The sequence below is a fragment of the Leifsonia sp. McL0607 genome, from assembly GCF_049993355.1.
Classification (GTDB): Bacteria; Actinomycetota; Actinomycetes; order Actinomycetales; family Microbacteriaceae; genus Leifsonia.
In genome coordinates this window covers 800,373-816,140 of sequence record NZ_CP188253.1, presented here as the reverse complement: position 1 = coordinate 816,140, position 15,768 = coordinate 800,373, and the positions used below count along the sequence as shown (strand labels likewise).

The following is a 15,768-nucleotide window of genomic DNA, read 5'->3' as shown; positions in this document are numbered from 1 at the left end:
CGGATGGTAGATTTCACACCGTCGCCGCGCTCGAGGACGGTATCCGCGGTGGAAACTCCTTCAGCCTTCGCCGGAGAGCGTCCTCGATCGTCACTCCTGGCACGTCCGCGAACTTCGGATCGTGATCGTGCCTGGATCGAGTGGGCCCTACCACTCCGCCTCGACCACACCGCCTCGGATATTGACCCGAATGTGAGGCAATCAGCAACGCTCCAGCATCGCTGGCGCGTGACAACCCGTCATCCACTCGTGCAGCGACCCGGGGACTGTCCGTGGCGTTTCATGGGGCGATGACTGAGGGGCTTTCAATGTTCGCTCTACGACGTATCGCTTTCGCGGCCACCGTTGCCGCACTCATCGTGGGGGGAGTTCCCCTGTCGGCCAATGCTCAAACGTCCTCGCCGTCGTGCAGCGACGTGCACATCCCCGTCGCGCTGGCGGATGGCGCTGCCAAGACGTACACGATGTACGGCCGGTTGTGTCATCCGTCCACGGGGCCGTCTCGCACGATCCAGATTCTCGTGCACGGGATCACCTACGACCACAACTACTGGGATCTCCCCGGTTTCGGTGAGATGTATGACTACAGCGGCGCACAGAACGCCGCGGGGTATACGACCCTCGCAGTCGATCGCATCGGATCGGCAGGGCAGAGCTCCATACCTCCGAGCGCCCTGCTCAACCTGGACTCCGACGCCGTGTCGATCCACGATGTCGTGCAAGCCGCGCGGGCTGGTTCGATCCCTGGTGGACCATACGAGAAAGTCCTGATGGTGGGGCACTCGTACGGCTCTGCGATCGCCTGGCAGGAAGACACCGCCTATAACGATGTCGACGGAATCATTTCGTCCGGTCTCGGACACCTTCTCGGCAACCTGCAAGGATTGGGGACCAGTCTCGAGCCGGCCCTTCTCGACCCGCGGCTGGCGCCGCGCGTGGGCTTGGATGCGGGCTACTTGACCACCCTGCCTGGGACCCGCGGCTCGCTCTTCTACAATGCTCCGGACACGGACCCGGCGGTGGTGGCGTACGACGAGTCGACCAAGGGCCTGGTGTCGGCCACAGAACTGGGCACCATTCCGCAGTTCGAAGTCGCGAGCCTGGGCGTCACCGGGCCGATGTTCATGGTCATGGGTCAAGACGATGGATTCTTCTGCCTGCAGGGCGGAAAACTCGGACTGGACGACTGCGCGACCGATCAGACCCTCTACAATTCGGAGGCTCCGTTCTTCCCGGGCGCCGATATGCAGACCTACGTTCTCCCGAACGCGGGGCACGACATCAACGGCGAGCTCAACGCGAGTGACTGGTATGCCCAAGCTGCCGCTTGGGCGACCAGCCACGTGCCACCTCAGGGATAGCCGCGCGACCATGAGGGACCCCGCGCGTACTCTGGTTCGCGCGGGGTCCCCGCACTCTCCACCTCCATCAGCGAAGCTCCGCTTCGCCGCGCGGGCCAGGGCTGAAGGTCGCGCCCTGGTCGGCGGAGGGGGACTTTGTGCCCTGTGACCGACCTGTGCGTCCGCGCGAGAGTCGCCACAGGAGGGAAGCATGCAACGGTCGAAGATGGTGTCGCCGCCGGTCGTGTGCGGGGTGGACGGATCCGAGCAGTCCCGTCGGGCCTTGCGTGAGGCGGCTCGGATGGCCCGGGCGCTGGACGCCCGGCTCGACGTCGTGATGGCCTGGCAGCCTTCCACCTCGATGTACGACGCGTACTTCCCGGACCCCGGGCGCGCGCCCAAGGTGGTGGCCCTGGGGATCCTGGAGGACCTCGTCAGCGCCGAGTTCGGCGATGCCCGGCCGGAGTGGGTGAGCGTTCACGCGGAGCCGGGGCACGCCGGCAAAGTGCTGGTCGCCGCGTCGCACGACGCGGAGCTCCTGGTCGTCGGCAGCCGGGGCCTCAGCGAGTTGGCCTCGCCGTTCCTCGGCTCGGTGAGCCTGTACTGCACGACGCAGGCCGAATGCCCGGTTCTCGTCGTGCGTCCGGACAAGGACTCGAAGGAGCATCCCTCATGAGCGACAGGACGATCGTGGGATGGGACGGCTCGAACGAGGCCGACGCCGCACTCGAATGGGCGGTCCGCCGGGCCGTGGCCGAGCACGACGGGATCCTGCTCGTCGATGTCGAGGACCCCGCCGCTCTCGCGCCGGGGCAGGTCGTCACCGACGAGCTCGTGGCTCGGCGTCACGTGGCCGCGGACGCGGAGGCGCAGAGCGTCTCGGCGGCGAACGGCGGCCTGCGGATCAGCACGCACGTGATGGCAGGCGACCGGCGCGACGAGCTGCGCCGCTTCTCGCGGGCCGACAACCTCGTCGTGGTCGGAACCGGCCGACGGCATTGGCCGCGCGTGCGCTATGACTGGTCCCTGGGCGCGCAGCTCGCAGCGGTCGCCCGTGGCGCGGTCGCCGTCATCCCGGAGCTTCCGGCACCCGACCGCACGACGGCGGTCGTGGGCGTGGATGGTTCCGAGGTGTCGCTGAAGGCGGCGCGTTTCGCGGCACGGGAGGCCAGGCGGCTGGGCGGCGATCTCCGGATCGTCCACGCCTGGCTCGAGCCACTGGTCGGCCTCCCCGGGATACAGCAGCCGGACGGACGCTTCACGGTCGACCTGCAGACCGAGCACGACACGATCCTCCAGTCCGTCGCCCGCACGGTGCGCGCGGCGAATCCGGATCTGACGGTGACGGCCAGCCTCGTCCGGGACGACCCGAGGCACGCGATCATGTCGAGTCTCGACGACGCGGCACTGCTGGTGGTCGGGACCGAACAGGCTCGCGGACTCGATCGCTTGATGCTCGGCTCGGTGAGTCACGCTCTGATCCTGGCCATCCGGGTGCCGACGATCGTCGTCGCGCCCGAGTGCCTGATCTGAACGACAGCACTGATCTGAACGACAGCACTGATCTGAACGACAGCACTGATCTGAACGACAGCACTGATCTGAACGGCTGCCGGCGGGGTCAGATCTCCTTCGGCTCCACCCGCAGCTGGTCGTGCACCTGGCGCACGTGCGGCGACGCCCACGCCGTCCTCACCGCCTGCTGGTGCTCGATCCACGAGGAGACGGCACCGGTGAGCGTGATCTCCTCCCCGTCGACGCTCACGACGATGTGACGCGCGTCGAGAATGGCGTTGCGCACGAGGGCGTTCCGGATCTCCTCGGCGACATCGTCCGCGTGCGGCCTGCGGGTGAGCTCGATGCGGCTCTCGACCGAGTGGACGCCGGAGATGCGTTCGACCGCACGCTTGGCGGCGACCCGTTGCGCGTCCCACTCGACTTCTCCGGTCAGCACGACGTGATGGCCCTGGACGTCGGCGTGGATGCCGTCGCTCGGCACTCCCGCCGTCCAGGCGAGGATCCCGTCGACCGCGGTGGCGAGGCTGCGTCCGTGCGGCTCGTCGCCCGAGTCGGGCAGGCGCAGTTCGTCCGCCACCGTGCGGACACCTGCGACGCGCTGCGCGGCCTCCACCGCCGCGATGCGCTCGTGCAGGGTGCCGACCTCGCCCGTCAGCGTGACGACCCCCGCGTCGACGCCGACGCCGATCGTCGGGGCGACGATGTCCGGCGTCCAGGCGAGCTCGGACTCCACGGCCTGGCGGACGGACAGGTCGCCGAAGACGCGGGCGGGAGCGCCTGGAGCGTGTGATCCGGGTGGGTTGCTGATGCTCATGGCTTTCAGCATCCAGCGTGGAACCGACGCGGGGATGAGTCGAAGGTCCTACCGATGAGCGCGGGACCTTCGGCCCACGGGCGTGCCCCACCGCCGACGTACGGTGTCGGCGTCAGCACGAATACCCACGAGAGAGAGGACACCGTCATGGCACGCAATCTGGTCCGTTTCGACCCGTTCGCCGAGCTCAGCCGGATGGAGCGGGACTTCTTCGAGGACGGCATGTTCGGGTCGCGCCGCACGAAGCTGCCGACGACCGACATCTACACGAAGGACGACAAGGAAATGGTCGTGGAGGTCCACCTCCCCGACTTCGACGAGAACGACGTCTCCGTGAACATCGACGAAGGCGCGCTCGTGATCCAGGCCGAGAAGCATGAGAAGGAGGAGGACAAGGACAAGAAGTACGTCGTCCGCGAGTCCAGCCAGAGCTTCTACCGCCGCATCGTGCTTCCGCAGCAGAGCGACCAGGCGAAGGTCGCCGCCACGTTCGAGAAGGGCGTGCTGAAGGTCGACGTCCCGTTCGCCGCCCTGCCGGCTCCGACGAAGGTACCGATCACCGCCGGATCCAAGGCCTGACGGGCGGACGCGCAGGATGTCGACGCACATCGTCGAGGGCCGCTTCTCGGAGTGTCGCGTCATCGTGACGGGCGCGGGGTCCGGGATCGGCAAGGCCACGGCCGTCCGCCTGCTCGCGGAGGGCGCCACCGTCGTCGCGACGGACATCAGCGAACCGCGGCTCGCCGCCCTCGCGGAGGAGATTCCGTCCGACCGGCTCATGACGTTCGCCGGCGACGTGAGCGACGAGGACGTCGTCGCCCAGATCGTTCAGATCGCCGACGGCCGGGTCACCTCGCTGGCGAACATCGCGGGAATCATGGACGACTTCCTCCCTCCGGCAGAGGTCGAGGACGCCGTCTGGGACCGCGTGCTGAGGGTGAACCTCACAGCCGTGATGCGTCTCACTCGCGCGGTGCTGCCCGGGATGCTCGAGCGCGGCGCGGGCACGATCGTCAACGTGTCGTCGGAGGCCGCGCTCCGCGGGTCCGCAGCGGGTGCCGCCTACACGGCCTCCAAGCACGCCGTGAACGGACTGACCCGGAGCACCGCCTTCTTCTACGGGCCGAAAGGGATCCGCTGCAACGCGGTCGCGCCTGGCGCGACGATGACGAACATCCAGGCGGAGTTCCGCTCAGCCTTCGCGGGCGAGCGGATGGCTCCCTACATGCAGACCAACGTGCCGGAACCGGCGACGGCGGAGGAGCTGGCGGCCGCGATCACGTGGTTGCTGAGCGATGACTCGTCGAACGTCAACGGCGCCGTCCTGCCGAGCGATGCGGGCTGGTCGGTGATCTGAGCCGGGGGAGGGGAACGGGGGGAGGCGATCGGGAACCCGAATCCCGATCAGCCGTGGCCGCGGTGTTCGAGATGGAGCACCGCGGCCTGCGTCCGCCTCTCAAGCCCGAGTTTGGCGAGCAAGGAGCTCACATAGTTCTTCACCGTCTTCTCTGCCAAGCCCAGCCTCTCGGCGATCTGCCGGTTGGTGCGCCCGTCGGCGATGAGCGCGAGCACCTGCCGCTCGCGGAGGCCGAGGGAAGCGAACCGCGGATCGTCGGCCGGCTCCCGCATCGTCGCCGTGACGCGGTCGGCGATGCGCGGGTCGATGAGCCGCTTGCCGCGGTGAGCGGCGCGGATGTCGTCCAGCAGCGTGCTCCCTCGGATGTCTTTGACCACGTAACCGTCGGCGCCCGCGATGATCGCGCTGCGCAGCGCGTCCTCGTCGTCGTACGCGGTCAGCATCAGGCAGCGGGTGCCCGGCTCGGCCTGTTTGACGGCGCGGCAGACGTCGATGCCGCTGCCGTCGGGCAGCCGCACGTCGAGCACGGCGACATCGGGACGCACGGCCAGGATCCGTGCCCGTGCCTGTGCCGCGGTCGCCGCCTCACCGACGACCTCCATGTCGTCCTGGGCGTCGATCAGCCCGGCGATGCCGCGGCGGATGATCTCGTGGTCGTCGGTGAGGAACACGCGGATCGGCGATTCGTTCATGTGACCCCGTCCATCGGCACCGGCAGGCGCAGGTGGAGGCGTGTGCCCTGCAGTGTGGACTCGACGTCGAAAACGCCTGCCCTCCTCTCGGCACGCTCGGACAGGTTGCGCAGGCCGCTGTGACGAGAGGTCTCGCCGATCCCGGTGCCGTCGTCGGCGACGTCGACGGTGATCTCGTCCGCGGACGCCACGACCTCGACTGTCGCCGTACTCGCCCCTGCGTGCCGGACCACGTTGGTGAGACCCTCCCGCACGAAGGCCGCGATGTCGTCCGCGAGTCCGGAGTCGGCCACCACATCGACCGGCCCCGAGAACGACACGGTCGCCGGCTGCGGAAGCGCGTCCCCGACCTCGAGCACGATGTCGAGCAGCCGATGCCGCAGACTCTCGTCGTGGTCATGGGCCGACAGGGAGAAGATGGCCGTGCGGATCCGCGCGATCGCGCCGTCGAGCGACTTCACGGTGCCGTCGATCCGCTCGGCCAGCGGTCCGGGCCCCACCGCCGACTCGATGCTCTGCAGTTCGAGACCGGCGCCGAACAGCTGCTGGATGACGTGGTCGTGGAGGTCGCGCGCGATGCGCGCACGGTCCTCCAGGAGAACGATGCGTTCCCGGTCGGCACGCGCCTCGGCGAGCTCCATGGCCAGGGAGGCCTGGCCCGCGAAGGTGACCGCTCGCTCCAGCTCGAAGGCGGAGAAGGGCAATGCCCCGCTCTCGCGGACGGCGATCAGCACTTCGGGCTCGCCGGTCTTGCCGGCGAAGGGGACGACGAGCCCGGGACCGGGCTCCCAGCCCTCGGCGAGCGGGAGCCCGTTCACCTCGTCCAGACGGGTCGGCTGTGCGCCCTCGATGGCGCTGCGGACGCGGTCGTTGTCCAGCTGGACGACGTCCGTCGGGGCCGGGTCACCGTTCGTTCCGAGCAGCCGGAGGGCGCCGTTCGGCTCTCCGGTCCCGAGCACGAACGCCGTACGCGCGCCCACCAGGCCCGCCACCCGCGTCGCGAACTCCTCGTGGGCCTGTTCCGCGTCGCTGCCCAGGATGCTCGCCGTCATCTCGGCGGCGGATGCGCTCCACGCCTGGCGAGCGACCGTCTCTGCATACAGTCTCGCGTTGTCGATGGCGAATCCGGCGTTGGCGGCCAGCGCCTTCACGAGCTGCTCGTCGTCGTCGGTGAAGCCTCCCGCGGCCGGGTCGGTCAGGTAGAGATTGCCGAAGACGGTGTCCCGCACGGCGATGGGCACCCCCAGGAACGCCGTCATCGGCGGGTGGCCCTCCGGGAAGCCGGAGGACCGCGCGTCGCCGGCGATGGAGTCCAGTCGGATCGGACGAGGATCGTCGATCAGGGCCCCGAGGAGTCCGTGCCCCTCCGGCAGATGGCCGATCCGGGCCACTGCGTCCTCCGACATCCCGACGTGGATGAACTGCTCGAGACCGCCGCCTTCCGCGATGACCCCGAGGGCTCCGTAGCGCGCTCCGACCAGTTCTACGGCGGCCTCGATGATGGTACGCAGTACGACAGGCAGCTCGAGATGCGACACGACGGCCCGGTTCGCCCGCACGAGTGCGCGCAGGCGCCCCTGGGTTTCGAGGACCTTCCTCGCCTGCTCGACAAGTTCGCCGAGGGCGCGGTCGAGCTCCGCCCGAGGGGCGTCGGGGAACGTGATCGGCTCATCGCCCGAAATCGCGTGCCTCCTCTCGGCGGCGGCGGGTGCCGCGGGCGGCACAGGTCCTCACGCGCCGAGTGTAGCTCCCTGTCGGCCGCTGTACACCTGCGTCTCCAGACCGACGACGACCGTGGGTGCGGCGAGATCGAGAATGAGCCCGTGCGAATTCGACCCGAGCCAGGTGCGCTTCCATCCGGTCAGCCTCCTGCTGCCGACGACCAGCATCGAGGCGTGCTCCGACTCGACGCGGAGGCCCGAGATCGGGTGCTGCCGCAGGAGGACGGAGGTCACCGCGAGGTCGGGGTGCCTCTCGCGTGCCGTTCGCACATGGTCGTCGAGGAGCTCCTGGCGCTCGGTCTCCTGAGAGGAGACGAACTCGTCGTCGGGGACCACGAGCGGCTGCTCGGACAGCGGTGTGACCCAACAGAGAACGACTGTCAGCGACTGATGGAGGTCGTCGGCCTCCTGGGCGGCGAACTCCAGCGCGAGCCTGCCGACGTCCGATCCGTCCACTCCGACGACCACGCCCGACCGGGCCGCCGCCGCTTCCGCCTCCTCGACGGGTACCACCGCCACGGGCCCGGCCGCGGCCGTCGCCAGCCGCGCTCCGAGCGACCAGCCGTATCGCACGCGCGGCCCGACGCGCTGCCGGGTGCCGACGATGACGAGGGTCTCCGGCCGGGTCTGCGCGGTCAGCAGTTCGAGAGGGTCGCCGACCAGCAGCTCCCGTCCGGTCACCGCCCCGGGATGCGAGGTCCGCAGATCCTCGACGCGGGTGTCGAGCCTGTCCTCCTCCTGCTCGGTCGCCCGATCGAGTGCCGCATGATCGCCGAGGAAGAGGCTGAGGTCGACGACGTCGAAGAGCTCGATCGTCGAGCCCGAGTCGCGGGAGCGGCGCAACGCCCAGGAGAGCGCGGCCTCCGAGCCGGGGGAACCGTTCCACGACACCACTGTCCGCTCGGGCATCGCCTCGTCCTTCCTAGGAGGCGACGCGCAGCACCAGCGAGCCGCTGGCCCTGCCGCGTCGCAGGTCGTCGAGAGCGCCCGCCAATCCGTCGAACGGGACAGCCGTCACTGTCGGGCGCAGTCGGAGGTTGCGCGCGAGCGCGAGGAAGCGCACGCCGTCTTCGCGCGTGTTCGCCGTCACCGTGCGCAGGTCGCGTTCGCGGAACAGCGAGTCGGTGTACGAGAGGGGTGGCAGGTCGGACATCGCGATGCCGGCGAGCACGACCGTCCCTCCGCTCGCGGTCGCCTGCAACGCGACAGGGACCAGGCCGCCGGCCGGCGCGAACACGATGGCCGCGTCCAGCGGCTCCGGCGGCGTCTCCTCCTCTTCTCCGACGAAGGCGAGACCGAGCTCTTGGGCGAGCGCGCGGTTCTGGACACCGCGGGTCATGGCGAACACCCGCGTACCCGCCGCCATCGCGAGCTGCGCGGTCACGTGCGCACTCGACCCGAATCCGTAGATGCCGAGCGCGCCCCCCGGCGGGAGCTGCGCTCGCATGAGCGCGCGGTAGCCGATGATGCCCGCGCACAGCAGCGGCGCGGTCTCGAGCGCGTCGGCGTCCGCGGCGATCGGGTAGACGTACGCGGCGGGAGCGGCCAGGTACTCGGCGAAGCCGCCGTCTGCGTCCCAGCCGGTGTACTCCGAACGCGGGCACAGGTTCTCCGCTCCCCGGCGGCAGAACTCGCACTGGCCGCAGGTGCGTCGGAGCCAGGCGACGCCCACGCGGGCTCCCGGCTCGATCGACGTCACGTCGGAACCGACCTCCATCACGGTTCCGATCGCCTGGTGGCCCGGTGTGACCGCCTCACGATGCACGGGTATCTCCTGATCGACGACGTGGAGGTCGGTGCGGCAGATTCCGCACACCTCGACTCGCAGCAGGACCTCATCGGCGGTGGGCTCGGGAACCGGGACCTCTACGGACTCCAGGCCGCCGCGCGTGCCAGTGGTGCGCCATGCTCTCATCGTGGTCATCCGGGCCTCCCGTTCCCCGACCGAGTCAATCGCGCGGCGCGTGTCCGGAGCGGGACGAAGGTCCCACGGGACCAAGGACCCACGGGACCAAGGACCCTTCGGACTCCCTCCAGTTCCCGAAACACTGCTCACGGAGGTATTCCCCATGGAGATCCGCAGATACATCGTCGGAGTCGACGGATCTGTCCCCGCCCGCGCCGCCATCCGGTGGGCCCTGGCCGGCGCTCGAGAGCGAGGTGTCGGCGTGACGCTCGTGTACGTGGCCGACGACGAGTGGGGTGCGGTGGGATCGCTGCTCATCGATGAGGTCGACCAGGATGCCCAGAAGCGTCTCGCCGACGAGGTCGACTACGCCCGTTCCCTCCGCCCGGAGGCGCCGATCCACGGAGAGGTGCGGTTCGGCAGCCCGATGGCGGAGCTCGCCTCCTTCAGCGACGCCGGGACGATGGTCGTCGTGGGCACCCACAAGACCGGCTTCCACTACGGGCGGGCGTTCGGCTCCCGCAGCCTGCAGCTTGCGAACCTCGCCACCGGGCCGGTCGCGATCATCCCGGAGGCCGCGTCGCGGATGCGCCGCGGCGTGATCGTCGGCGTCGACGACACTCCGGCCGGCGCGGCAGCCGTCGAGCTCGCCGCCGACCTGGCCTGCGATCACCACTGCGAGCTGATGACCGTGCGCTCGTCGGAGTCGCACTCCCCGTTCGACGTCGATCACGATGACGAACGGCGTGACTGGCAGCTGCGTCGCGACGACGAAGCGCGGGGGTTCCTCGCCTCCGCGGTCGCCCTGGCGCGAAAGCGGCAGCCCGGCATCGTGATCCGCAGCCGCGTGGTGCGCCGGCCGGCCGGTGCCGCACTCAACGAGCTCGCCCGCAGCGCGGAGCTGCTGGTGATCGGAGACTCGCGACGGGCCAAGGCTCAACTCGGCAGCCTCGGCGCCGTCGCCTACGACGTGCTGCTCAACCTGTCGTCGCCGACGATCGTGGTGCACGCTGCGCCGACGGAAGCGGAGTCCGGCGCCGAACAGCCCGAGACGGAAGGAGAGAGCCATGTCATCGGATGACCCGGTCCACGTGCTGGACCGTGACGAGTGCCGCGAGGTCCTGAAGGGCGCCACCCTTGGAAGGCTCGCGACGGCGGTGGGCGGCGAGCCCGACATCTACCCGGTCAATTTCTACTCGGACGGGTCCAGCATTCTGATCCGAACGGCCCCTGGCACCAAGCTGCTCGAGCTGACCGTGCACAACGCGGTGGCCTTCGAGACCGACGGCTGGACCGACGACGAGGCCTGGAGCGTCGTCGTCCACGGTCGCGCCCGGCAGCTGGAGAACCAGAGGGAGATCGACGAGGCGGACCAGGTGCCGCTGCAGCCGTGGATCCCGACCCTCAAATACCGCTACGTCCACATCGACATCGACAGCATGACCGGCCGTCGGTTCCGGCGCGAGCCGGAGCCCGAGCGCTGGTGAACCGCCTCCCAGAAGGAGAGCCTGCAATGACAGACGCCCCTGTCCCGGAGACCGAGGACCGCATCCATCCCGGCGGCCGAATCGTCGTCGGCGTCGACGGCTCCGCCGAGTCGCTCTCCGCGCTTCGCCGCGGCGCCCGCATGGCCGAGCGGCTCGGCTGCAGCCTGGTCGGCGCAACCGTCTGGGAGTACCCGCCGTCATGGCCCGGCTACGTGATGGGCGGCTGGGATCCCGAGCGGGACGCGCAGACCATTGCGGAGGACGCAGCACGCGATGTGTTCGGGTCGAAGCCGCCGAGCTGGTACTCGACAGTGATCCGCACGGGCTCCGCCGCACGGCAGCTCATCGCCGAGGCGGAGGACGCCGAGATGCTGATCGTCGGCAGCCGCGGTCTGGGCGGCTTCACCGGCCTGCTGCTCGGCTCGGTCTCGCGCTCGGTGGTCGAGCACGCGGACTCCCCGGTGCTGGTGATCCACGGGTCGTGACAGGTCGGCGCTGTTCTCGGCCAGGGCGCCGTCGGCTGATAAGTTTGTCAAGCTCTCGAAGCGTTGATAAGTTTATCAAGCGAGTCGGCTCGCCCGGCCGATCTACTCCGGCCTCACACCGCCGCCCGCGCCCGCAGCGCCGCCGCGACCTCCCGGCCCCACGCGCGCGCGTCCTCCAGCTGCCCGGCCACTAAGACGCTGTCCTTGTCGACGAGGAAGCTGTGTTTGCCGACCAGCCGGCGCGACCCCAGCCGGCGCAGCCGCTTGTCGATGGCCGAGGCCGCGGAGCCCGTGAAGAGCTCGGTCATGTCGGCGCGGGTGTCGAACGCGGCGAACCGGGCCGGCGGCTCGCCGCAGGACTCCAGCCACTCGCGCACCCCGATGCCCTCGGCGTCGGGCTCGAGCGCGAGCGAGCGCGCGGGGTCGTCGCTCCATTTCGCCGCCTCCTCCCGCGTGGAGGGCCGGCTCAGCCCGTGCGCGTGGGTGGGGGCTCCGATGAGCAGGAGGTCTGCGTCCGAGAACGCCTCCGGTGCGTCCTTGACGCGGAGGATTGTGACGGACGCGGCCTCCCTCAGCCCCTCCGCGATGGCCTCGGCGACCTGGCGGGTGTTGCCGAACATGGACTCGTAGACGATGGCCGCGCGCGCGACCGATGCGGTTTCGTTCATGTCCTCCACGGTCGCGTGTCGCGATGCGACCGCGGCAGGGTCGAAGGTCACGTGGGACTTTCGGCACTTCAGAGCAGGCGCCCGAGCTGAGACGCTCGTCCCATCCCGAGGGCTGGAGGACACGATGGTGGACACGATCATGGTCGGCGTGGACGGCACGGCCGGGCACCGGGCCGCACTGGAGTGGGCGACGAGGCGCGCGGTGCGCGACGGAGCGCAGCTGGAACTCGCCTTCGTCGTCGAGCGCTCCTGGGGTGACGCGCCGGACGAGCCGGGGACCCTGCTCGTCCTCGCGGCGAAGTCGCTGCTGGCCGCCGAGCAGGAGGCCGCCCTCCGGATCGCGGAGAGAGCGCCCGTCCGCGCGACGGTGACCACCGGCCCGCGATCGGCGACCGAGCCGCACCCTCCGCTCGTCGTGTCGACGCGCTACTTCTACGGGCACGTGGGGGCCGAGCTCGCGTGGGCGTCCCGCGACGCGGACCTGCTCGTCGTGGGCGCCCGTTCGCGTACCGACCGCGAACCCGGCTTCGCCGGCTCGCTCGCCGTGCGCGTCGCCGCCACCGCCGCCTGTTCCGTCGCGGTCGTCCCGCACGGCTGGGCGGATTCGGGCGTCGGCGTCGTGGCCGGAGTGGACGGCCAGGCCTCCTCGGAGGCCGCTGTGGCGCTCGCCGCAGATGAGGCCGCCGCCCTCGGCGAGCCCCTGCGCGTCGTCTGCGTGGGCTACGCGGCGAACCCGCTGCTGGCCGGGCTGGTGCCCGAGGTGTCGCTCGGAGACCACAGGCAGCGCATCGTGGAGGCCGCCGCCGAGGCGGCGCGTGAGTATCGTCCGGCGATCGACGTGCGCCCCGAGGTCATCGAAGCCTCCCCTTCGCGGGGCTTGGTCGCAGCCGCAGAAGGCCACAGAATGCTCGTCGTGGGCACACACAATCGGCGCAGCGCCAAGCGCATCATGCTCGGGTCGGTCAGCCACGACGTGCTGTCCAACGTCCGGGTGCCCGTCGTCGTCGCACGCGCACACCGCGAGGTCGGGTGAGCGCGGCGCTCGGCACGGCCGTACCGGCCCCAGGGCCGAGTCCGGTGCGCGCCGCCGCCGGCCAGCAGGCGGCGGCGGTGCTCGCGGGGGTCCGGTCGTCCGCCGAGGGACTGAGCGACGCCGAGGCGACCGAACGGCTGGCGCGGTTCGGTCCCAACGCCGTCCGGGGCCACCGGGCGCGACCGTGGCGAGTGCTGGGGCGCCAGGTGCGCAGCCCGATCCTGATCCTGCTGTTCGCGACGGCGATCATCTCGGCGTTCGTGGGGCAGGCGACGGAGGCGGTCATCATCGCGGTCATCCTGGTGATCAGCGTCGGCCTGGGCTTCGTCAACGAGTTCCGGGCCGAGCAGGCGGCCGACGCCCTCCACGACCGCTTGCGCCACACCGCGGTGGTGGTGCGCGGGGGAGTGCGCAGGAGTGTGGACGTGACCGAGCTCGTCCCCGGTGACCTGGTTGTGCTCGCGGTCGGCACAGTCGTCCCCGCCGACCTCCGGCTGGTGGAGGCCACCGGGTTGGCGTGCGACGAGAGCATCGTGACCGGCGAGGCGCGAGCCGCCGCCAAGTCCCTGAGCCCGGTCCCCGAGGGCGCGGGCGTCGGCGAACTCGGCTGCTGCGCGCTCATGGGCACCGTCGTGCACGCCGGCGGTGGAATCGGCGTCGTGGTGGCCACCGGAGGGGAGACGGAGTTCGGCCGCATCGCCGTCGGGTTGGGAACGCAGGAGCCGCAGACCGAGTTCCAGCGCGGGCTCGGCCAGTTCTCGACCTTCCTGCTGCTCGTGGCGCTCATCCTCATGACGCTGATCTTCGGCGCGGCGCTGCTGCTCGGGAGGCCGCTGATCGAGTCCCTGCTGTTCGCGCTCGCCATCGCCGTGGGCATCACGCCGCAGTTGCTCCCCGCCGTGGTCAGCACCAGTCTGGCGGCCGGATCGCGCGCGCTGGCTCGACGCCGGGTGCTGGTCAAGCGGATGGTGTGCATCGAGGACCTGGGCGACCTCGACCTCCTGGTGACCGACAAGACGGGGACGCTGACGACCGGCCGCATCGTGTTCGACCGCCCGGTGCCGCTCGACGGCGTCGACCCCGAGGAGGTGCTGCTGCTCGGCCTCCTCGCCACCGACACCGACCCGGCCGCGCCGCAGACGATCGGCCTGAACGCGCTCGATGCGGCGCTCTGGGAGAGCGACGAAGCCGCCTCCGCGCCGGTCTCGGCCTACCGCCGGCTGGACGCCGTGCCGTTCGACCACGAGCGGCGGATGGCGGGCGCTCTCGTGGCGGCGACCGGCTCCGCCCCGATCGTCGTCGTCAAGGGCGCCCCCGAGTCGGTACTGCCGCTCTGCGCGGCGGCCGATGCGACCGCGCCGACCGTTCTGGAGTCGCTCTACGCGGCCGGCTCCCGGGTCATCGCCATCGCGACTCGCCCCGCCGCCGATCTGACCGCGTTGACTCCCGCCGACGAGACCGGCTTGACCCTGCGCGGGTACCTAGCGTTCGTCGACGGTGTGAAGCCGGACGCGCAAGCCTCCTTGCGGCGTCTCGCCGACCTCGGCATCGAGGTCAAGATCGCCACCGGCGACGGCGCCGTCGTGGCGGAGCGCGTCTGCACGCAGCTCGGGATGGCGACCCGCGGCACACTCATCGGTGAACGCCTCGACGGCCTCGACGACGAGCAGCTGGGGGAAGCCGCTCGCGCGTCGACGATCTTCGCCCGGGTCTCGCCCGAGCAGAAGGCGCGGATCATCCGGGCGCTCCGGCAGAAGGGCCGTGCCGTCGGCTTCCTCGGCGACGGCGTCAACGATGCGCTCGCCCTGCACCGCGCCGACATCGGCATCTCGGTCGACTCTGCGGTCGACGTCGCCAAGGACGCCGCCGACGTGCTGCTGCTCGACAAAGACCTCGACGTGCTCGCCGACGGCGTCACGGAAGGACGCCGGATCTTCGCGAACACCATCAAGTACGTGCTGATGGGCACGTCGAGCAACTTCGGCAACATGTTCAGCGCCTCGATAGCCTCCGTGATCCTGCCGTTCCTGCCGATGCTCCCCGGGCAGATCCTGCTCAACAACCTGCTCTACGACTCCAGCCAGCTCGCCATCCCCTCCGACCATGTCGACGCCGAGCAGTTGAAGGCGCCATCGCACTGGGACATCGGCGCCATCCGGCGGTTCATGCTCCTGTTCGGGCCGATCAGCTCACTGTTCGACTTCGCGACATTCGGACTGATGCTCTTCGCTTTCCAGGCGGGCCCGCCGGAGTTCCGCTCGGGCTGGTTCATCGAGTCGATCGCGACGCAGACGCTCATCGTGTTCGCCGTGCGCACCCGGCGCGTGCCCTTCCTGCGCAGCCGCGCCTCCCTCCCGCTCACGGTGTCGGTGCTGGCCGTGGTGGTTGTCGGGGCGTGGCTTCCGTACTCGCCGGTGTCAGAGCTCCTCGGATTCACCCCGCTCCCCGCGCAGTTCTTCCTCGCCCTGGTCGGGCTCGTGCTGCTGTACCTCGTGCTCGTCGAAGCCGCGAAGGTCTGGTATTACGCGCGGCTGAGCGCGCCGCGAGCGCCGATGGTGCGACAGAGGGCGTACCCGCACCGGGTGGCCCGGCGGGCTGCGCGGTTCACGGCGCGGTCGCCGCGTGCGGGCTGACACGTCTGCGCTACTGCGAGCAATTCCGGAGGCCGCGGCCCACACGCCGCGGACCTCCGGCGGAACGGCCCCAACGCCGGCATGTCCCCCGGGATTTCCGGAGTTATGGACACT

Annotated in this window: 16 protein-coding genes; 10 read left to right on the top strand and 6 right to left on the bottom strand. The window is 70.2% G+C overall.

Translation table 11 applies throughout. The features are described 5' to 3' along the window. The first annotated feature begins 272 nt into the window (after positions 1–272). The 3 genes from ACPPVW_RS03985 (at position 273) to ACPPVW_RS03975 (ending at position 2,873) form a co-directional block, all read left to right on the top strand. Positions 273–1,361, top strand: coding sequence for an alpha/beta hydrolase (locus ACPPVW_RS03985; protein WP_426625245.1), 1,089 nt, complete (start codon positions 273–275; stop codon positions 1,359–1,361). 190 nt (positions 1,362–1,551) lie between these two features. Beyond that, entirely contained in the window at positions 1,552–2,016 is a 465-nt protein-coding gene (locus tag ACPPVW_RS03980; RefSeq protein ID WP_426625244.1) for a universal stress protein, read from the top strand. Further along, positions 2,013–2,873, top strand: a complete 861-nt coding sequence (locus ACPPVW_RS03975; RefSeq protein ID WP_426625243.1) for a universal stress protein — start codon at positions 2,013–2,015, stop codon at positions 2,871–2,873. The genes ACPPVW_RS03980 and ACPPVW_RS03975 overlap by 4 nt, the downstream gene beginning before the upstream one ends. Positions 2,874–2,961: 88 nt before the next feature. Here ACPPVW_RS03975 and ACPPVW_RS03970 read toward each other — a convergent pair whose 3' ends face one another. After that, a complete protein-coding gene (locus tag ACPPVW_RS03970) occupies positions 2,962–3,672 on the bottom strand; it encodes a BON domain-containing protein (protein ID WP_426625242.1) in 711 nt (236 codons plus the stop codon). A 147-nt stretch (positions 3,673–3,819) separates the two neighbouring features. On the opposite strand from ACPPVW_RS03970, the gene ACPPVW_RS03965 reads away from it, so the two are divergent. Beyond that, a complete protein-coding gene (locus tag ACPPVW_RS03965) occupies positions 3,820–4,251 on the top strand; it encodes an Hsp20/alpha crystallin family protein (RefSeq protein WP_426625241.1) in 432 nt (143 codons plus the stop codon). Positions 4,252–4,267: 16 nt separating this feature from the next. Then, the gene (locus ACPPVW_RS03960) at positions 4,268–5,029 is read left to right on the top strand and encodes an SDR family NAD(P)-dependent oxidoreductase (protein ID WP_426625240.1); all 762 of its coding nucleotides are present in this window, start codon (positions 4,268–4,270) and stop codon (positions 5,027–5,029) included. Positions 5,030–5,076: 47 nt separating this feature from the next. On the opposite strand, the gene ACPPVW_RS03955 is transcribed toward ACPPVW_RS03960, so the two are convergent. Genes ACPPVW_RS03955 through ACPPVW_RS03940 form a run of 4 tightly spaced genes read right to left on the bottom strand, consistent with a single transcriptional unit; the run spans position 5,077 to position 9,366 of the window. Beyond that, a complete protein-coding gene (locus tag ACPPVW_RS03955) occupies positions 5,077–5,721 on the bottom strand; it encodes a response regulator (RefSeq protein WP_426625239.1) in 645 nt (214 codons plus the stop codon). After that, a complete protein-coding gene (locus ACPPVW_RS03950; RefSeq protein ID WP_426625238.1) occupies positions 5,718–7,445 on the bottom strand; it encodes a GAF domain-containing protein in 1,728 nt (575 codons plus the stop codon). Before ACPPVW_RS03950 ends, ACPPVW_RS03955 begins: the two co-directional genes overlap by 4 nt. 6 nt (positions 7,446–7,451) lie before the next feature. Then, positions 7,452–8,351 (bottom strand): universal stress protein, encoded by a 900-nt coding sequence (locus ACPPVW_RS03945; protein ID WP_426625237.1) that lies wholly within the window; start codon positions 8,349–8,351, stop codon positions 7,452–7,454. A gap of 13 nt (positions 8,352–8,364) precedes the next feature. After that, positions 8,365–9,366, bottom strand: coding sequence for a zinc-binding alcohol dehydrogenase family protein (locus tag ACPPVW_RS03940; RefSeq protein WP_426625236.1), 1,002 nt, complete (start codon positions 9,364–9,366; stop codon positions 8,365–8,367). A 145-nt stretch (positions 9,367–9,511) separates the two neighbouring features. Between ACPPVW_RS03940 and ACPPVW_RS03935 the strand changes: the two genes are divergently transcribed. The 3 genes from ACPPVW_RS03935 to ACPPVW_RS03925 are packed head-to-tail and all read left to right on the top strand — an operon-like array spanning position 9,512 to position 11,320. Further along, complete coding sequence (locus ACPPVW_RS03935) at positions 9,512–10,429, top strand: universal stress protein (RefSeq protein WP_426625235.1); 918 nt, start codon at positions 9,512–9,514, stop codon at positions 10,427–10,429. Beyond that, positions 10,416–10,835, top strand: coding sequence for a pyridoxamine 5'-phosphate oxidase family protein (locus ACPPVW_RS03930; protein WP_426625234.1), 420 nt, complete (start codon positions 10,416–10,418; stop codon positions 10,833–10,835). Before ACPPVW_RS03935 ends, ACPPVW_RS03930 begins: the two co-directional genes overlap by 14 nt. Positions 10,836–10,861: 26 nt before the next feature. After that, the gene (locus tag ACPPVW_RS03925; RefSeq protein WP_426625233.1) at positions 10,862–11,320 is read left to right on the top strand and encodes a universal stress protein; all 459 of its coding nucleotides are present in this window, start codon (positions 10,862–10,864) and stop codon (positions 11,318–11,320) included. Positions 11,321–11,433: 113 nt separating this feature from the next. Here the strand turns inward: ACPPVW_RS03925 and ACPPVW_RS03920 are convergent, their stop codons facing one another. Beyond that, complete coding sequence (locus tag ACPPVW_RS03920; protein ID WP_426625232.1) at positions 11,434–11,988, bottom strand: flavodoxin family protein; 555 nt, start codon at positions 11,986–11,988, stop codon at positions 11,434–11,436. Between the two features lie 124 nt (positions 11,989–12,112). On the opposite strand from ACPPVW_RS03920, the gene ACPPVW_RS03915 reads away from it, so the two are divergent. Then, on the top strand, positions 12,113–13,021 hold the full coding sequence (locus ACPPVW_RS03915; protein WP_426625231.1) for a universal stress protein: 909 nt from the start codon (positions 12,113–12,115) through the stop codon (positions 13,019–13,021). Continuing rightward, positions 13,018–15,654 (top strand): magnesium-translocating P-type ATPase, encoded by a 2,637-nt coding sequence (mgtA, locus tag ACPPVW_RS03910; RefSeq protein WP_426625230.1) that lies wholly within the window; start codon positions 13,018–13,020, stop codon positions 15,652–15,654. Before ACPPVW_RS03915 ends, mgtA begins: the two co-directional genes overlap by 4 nt. Positions 15,655–15,768: the final 114 nt, after the last annotated feature.

Excerpts from the sequence above, each read along its gene's own strand:
- ACPPVW_RS03980 (WP_426625244.1), top strand. The coding sequence starts at position 1,552 with ATGCAACGGTCGAAGATGGTGTCGCCGCCGGTCGTGTGCGGGGTGGAC.
- ACPPVW_RS03975 (WP_426625243.1), top strand. The coding sequence starts at position 2,013 with ATGAGCGACAGGACGATCGTGGGATGGGACGGCTCGAACGAGGCCGAC.
- ACPPVW_RS03970 (WP_426625242.1), bottom strand. The coding sequence starts at position 3,672 with ATGAGCATCAGCAACCCACCCGGATCACACGCTCCAGGCGCTCCCGCC.
- ACPPVW_RS03965 (WP_426625241.1), top strand. The coding sequence starts at position 3,820 with ATGGCACGCAATCTGGTCCGTTTCGACCCGTTCGCCGAGCTCAGCCGG.
- ACPPVW_RS03960 (WP_426625240.1), top strand. The coding sequence starts at position 4,268 with ATGTCGACGCACATCGTCGAGGGCCGCTTCTCGGAGTGTCGCGTCATC.
- ACPPVW_RS03955 (WP_426625239.1), bottom strand. The coding sequence starts at position 5,721 with ATGAACGAATCGCCGATCCGCGTGTTCCTCACCGACGACCACGAGATC.
- ACPPVW_RS03945 (WP_426625237.1), bottom strand. The coding sequence starts at position 8,351 with ATGCCCGAGCGGACAGTGGTGTCGTGGAACGGTTCCCCCGGCTCGGAG.
- ACPPVW_RS03940 (WP_426625236.1), bottom strand. The coding sequence starts at position 9,366 with ATGACCACGATGAGAGCATGGCGCACCACTGGCACGCGCGGCGGCCTG.
- ACPPVW_RS03935 (WP_426625235.1), top strand. The coding sequence starts at position 9,512 with ATGGAGATCCGCAGATACATCGTCGGAGTCGACGGATCTGTCCCCGCC.
- ACPPVW_RS03930 (WP_426625234.1), top strand. The coding sequence starts at position 10,416 with ATGTCATCGGATGACCCGGTCCACGTGCTGGACCGTGACGAGTGCCGC.
- ACPPVW_RS03925 (WP_426625233.1), top strand. The coding sequence starts at position 10,862 with ATGACAGACGCCCCTGTCCCGGAGACCGAGGACCGCATCCATCCCGGC.
- ACPPVW_RS03920 (WP_426625232.1), bottom strand. The coding sequence starts at position 11,988 with ATGAACGAAACCGCATCGGTCGCGCGCGCGGCCATCGTCTACGAGTCC.
- ACPPVW_RS03915 (WP_426625231.1), top strand. The coding sequence starts at position 12,113 with ATGGTGGACACGATCATGGTCGGCGTGGACGGCACGGCCGGGCACCGG.